At 35.3% G+C, this 3,603-nt stretch carries 4 protein-coding genes and 2 pseudogenes; 3 read left to right on the top strand and 3 right to left on the bottom strand.

Annotated features, from left to right (window positions below; all coding sequences use genetic code 11):
- From C200_RS16160 to C200_RS10165, 3 genes and pseudogenes are all read left to right on the top strand, one after another.
- Positions 1–201: pseudogene (locus C200_RS16160) on the top strand (IS701 family transposase); the annotation flags it as partial.
- Between the two features lie 614 nt (positions 202–815).
- Positions 816–971: a DUF5993 family protein gene (locus C200_RS16745; protein ID WP_395168346.1), complete on the top strand. Its 156-nt coding sequence runs from the start codon at positions 816–818 to the stop codon at positions 969–971.
- Positions 965–1,522: a disulfide bond formation protein B gene (locus C200_RS10165; RefSeq protein ID WP_016212048.1), complete on the top strand. Its 558-nt coding sequence runs from the start codon at positions 965–967 to the stop codon at positions 1,520–1,522. The genes C200_RS16745 and C200_RS10165 overlap by 7 nt, the downstream gene beginning before the upstream one ends.
- 193 nt (positions 1,523–1,715) lie before the next feature.
- Here the strand turns inward: C200_RS10165 and C200_RS10160 are convergent, their stop codons facing one another.
- The 3 genes and pseudogenes from C200_RS10160 to C200_RS16155 form a co-directional block, all read right to left on the bottom strand.
- Positions 1,716–2,399 carry a hypothetical protein gene (locus C200_RS10160; RefSeq protein ID WP_032126664.1) on the bottom strand — a complete coding sequence of 228 codons (684 nt, stop codon included), beginning with the start codon at positions 2,397–2,399 and terminating at the stop codon, positions 1,716–1,718.
- A 705-nt stretch (positions 2,400–3,104) separates the two neighbouring features.
- Complete coding sequence (locus tag C200_RS10155) at positions 3,105–3,347, bottom strand: hypothetical protein (RefSeq protein WP_032126663.1); 243 nt, start codon at positions 3,345–3,347, stop codon at positions 3,105–3,107.
- 26 nt (positions 3,348–3,373) lie between these two features.
- Positions 3,374–3,603: pseudogene (locus tag C200_RS16155) on the bottom strand (IS701 family transposase); the annotation flags it as partial.

The raw sequence follows: 3,603 nt of genomic DNA, 5'->3' as shown, positions 1-3,603 counted from the left end.
CAAAATGCAAGTTTAGCAAAATCACCAACTAAAACTGTTCGGTCACAATGCAATCATATTTTTGCATCAATCGTGGCATTTTGTAAACTAGAAACATTGAGTGTAAAAGCACAACTTAACCACTTTGCACTCAAATATAAATTACTTGTGCGGTCAAATCAAATAGCTTTTGAAGAGCTTAGGCGATTAAAATGTTTATGACCTGTGCGTAAGGTGAGTTATTAAGCTGTTTGCAAAAGCTGAATAAATTGCAAAAAAGAGGGGGGGAAATAAAACCACATGCCCCACTAAGGTTAATTTTTTTTCATAGCAAACCTTTAATTAACTACTGAACCATTCATATATTTTATAAAAATCAATATACTATCAAACCATCAACTCTTAAGCCTTAACCCTTTGATAAAAAACACTAGAACTCCTGCTGTTAACGCTCTGGCCGGCAATATAAAAAAGTAGTTTAAAATATTTCAAGTTCAGTAGCAAATACTCTATTTTCTTATAAATTAAACAGATTAAAATTTTATTTAAAAATCAATGTCATTTAAAATTAAGTGTCATAAATTATTCATTTTAACTTTTAAAGGTCAGAAAGTTAGCCACACAAAAAACTAGCATTTTCAATAAAATTTCTTTACTATCAAATAATATATATGCCAATCATTTACAAGCATATAATTAACTATAAATAATTTATTAAATTTAGGTGATATAAAAAATATTGTTTACTTTGCCCCTTAAAAAACTAGCAAAAGGCGTGTGTATTTTATCCATAGAAAATAACTTAAATAAAACAAATAGAATTGGAGACATACCAGATGATGGCACTCTTGCTTGTGATATACCTCGCAATTTATCTGCAAATTTTCTTTAAAAAAACTCAGTTTATAAAAAGCCAGTTTGTTTTCTGCCTAATGCTCACCCTTATTTGGTTTGCTCATCACTCGACAGATACTTTAGGACTATCATGGTAAAAAACTACACAGAAATTAAAGTACACATTTTCTTTAATGCATTATTACTGTGTGCCTTATCCATCTTATTAATCATGGCATTTTACTTTCAACTCACTCACAATGAGCTACCCTGTCCTCTTTGCTTATTACAACGCGTGTGTTTTATTGGTCTAGGCAGTATTGCTCTACTCAATATCATCTATGGACCTCGCCCTTCGCACTACGGTCTCATGCTCCTAACAACATTGCTGGGTTTTAGCATCTCAGTCAGGCAAATATTCCTCCATATTCAGCCCCGTGATCTAGGTTATGGTCACCCTGTATTTGGCATTCACTTTTATACATGGGGAGCAATTCTTTTCTTTCTTGTCGCAATATTTATTGGGATTGGTTTGCTTCTTGAACATATAAAAACAAATGACATCAACAAAAATTCAGTACAGCAACTAACGATTACTGGCAAAATTATTTCCATAGTTTTTTTAATTTTAATCATACTTAATTTAGTTTCAGTCTTGTTTGAGTGCGGATTATCTCAATGCCCAGATAACCCGCTTAACTACCTATAGCAAGATTATCACAAAGCCTTTGTAAGCCGACAGAAAATCAACGTCTAACAGAATAAGTCTCCCTCTTTTTCAATTATTCTATAAAAGCTAGACCCTAATGAACAAACAGTATATTTCCAAATTATTATGCTTATTTGAACACTCAAAAATGGGGTTCAGTAAATAAACGAAAGCCAACCGTAAAGTGAGCTACTTACATGACAAGACAATTAGCTTGCTCTTCGCTTCGATCATCGCTATTTCTCTGTTGAGACTGCTCCTGTTGAAATAATGGCTGCGGAGAGGAAGGGGCTACTGCGTTTTGACATTGCGTATATGTATTTTCAGGAAAGACATTCATCTCAAAGGCACGAGGTCCCTCAACTAATGTAAATTGACTGCCTTCTGTAACAAGACATCTATTCATCTCTTCAGCTCCGCATACCCATATTACTTTTTGATCAAGCTGAGCATCATCAACAAGTAAATGTTGATAGTGTGTCTTTAAATAAGCTAAACCAGACTTTCTACGCTCCAGCTCCCATTGGCCACCACCAAGAGACGCAGATAAACACAAGGCCTCTAAATTTCCAGCTCGTCTGAGAAAGTCTGCATCATTGCCAAATGCTGCAATCACACCTTTAGGAAAGTATTTCAATAAATCGAGGCTCTCACCTGCAGTAAAATGAGCTTTTACTAATTGGCCACATATTATCTGCCCACCTGAAACACGTCTGGTGGTAGGATTAATTATTTTAAAAGGAAACCATGTGTTAGGATATTTCCCCACATTGTCACTTGTGCCTGTTGATTCATACATCGGATATTTATTAAATACTGTGATTCTACGGCCATCTGAAGAGGAATCGGGATCTAATTTAAAATAAAATACTTTCATAATATTCTCACTTACTACTAGGATAAAAGCGGGCTTTTAATATACATTAGACCTTTTATCGTGCTCAATGTAATAAAAACGTAAGCGTCGCTACCTCGGTAGGTATTTTGCACATCCAATGATGCAAAATCGCCGAGCAAAACGCGACGACTATAAACCCTCGGCTGTCCGCGTCACACAGCGTTACGTGCCTTGAATCGGCACACTCCACTACTGTGCTACGGTTCGTATAGATTTTTAGACACTCGTTACGCTTGCTACAGACCTAACGGCCTTTCGCAACTCCGCTCTGCTAAAAACCCGAACCTACCTCGGCCTACTCACCCCGTGCTTAGCACTCCATGGCTCGCAGCGGATACTTATTTTTTCTCAGGAATTATTTGCACACTCTCTCTTATAGATTATATTCAGGGGCTCTTTGATAATTTTCTAAAAATTAGCGAACCTAAGTTTCTTAACTAACCGTTAGAAAGATATATTAAAACTATATTTCTTGTTATCGATTAATTTTAACTTTTTTTAAATTAAAGTAATTTAAATGTAAATTTAACAAAATAGACTCACAGTTTCACCCGAGAAACGCTTGCACAGAAAGTAACAAACTCGCTTTTTATATCATTTACTGACTGAAAGCATTGTTTGACAAATTTTGCTTTTACTAGACCTTAAAACTATGGGGTTAAACAGCAAACCCCACTCTTACTTCTAAGCCAACTCTAAAGCAAGCTCTGCACTACCTCCTTTAATAGTATTACAATGTTCATGAAAGATAAAAGTAGGGTTTTCCTCTCGTTTAGCCGCATCAAAAAAAATATCCACAGTTGCGTAACCCTCCTTGCAAATTCTTTGTGCTGAAAAGTGCTCTTGCATACTGCCTTCACGAATTGAGTCATATACCGCAATTGAGCGTAAAGCATCTGGAGTTACCTGATCTTTTGTAATGTTCAATATAGTTAACTCACCTTACGCACAGGTCATAAACATTTTAATCGCCTAAGCTCTTCAAAAGCTATTTGATTTGACCGCACAAGTAATTTATATTTGAGTGCAAAGTGGTTAAGTTGTGCTTTTACACTCAATGTTTCTAGTTTACAAAATGCCACGATTGATGCAAAAATATGATTGCATTGTGACCGAACAGTTTTAGTTGGTGATTTTGCTAAACTTGCATTTTGTTTAATCGACTTATGATATTCTTCAATTT

Source organism: Piscirickettsia salmonis LF-89 = ATCC VR-1361 (assembly GCF_000297215.2).
Classification (GTDB): domain Bacteria; phylum Pseudomonadota; class Gammaproteobacteria; order Piscirickettsiales; family Piscirickettsiaceae; genus Piscirickettsia; species Piscirickettsia salmonis.
The sequence above is the reverse complement of the archived record's forward strand: the minus strand, read 5'-3'. Positions and strand labels throughout refer to the sequence as shown.

Coding starts and splice junctions, on each gene's coding strand:
- C200_RS16745 (WP_395168346.1), top strand. CDS start 816: ATGATGGCACTCTTGCTTGTGATATACCTCGCAATTTATCTGCAAATT.
- C200_RS10165 (WP_016212048.1), top strand. CDS start 965: ATGGTAAAAAACTACACAGAAATTAAAGTACACATTTTCTTTAATGCA.
- C200_RS10160 (WP_032126664.1), bottom strand. CDS start 2,399: ATGAAAGTATTTTATTTTAAATTAGATCCCGATTCCTCTTCAGATGGC.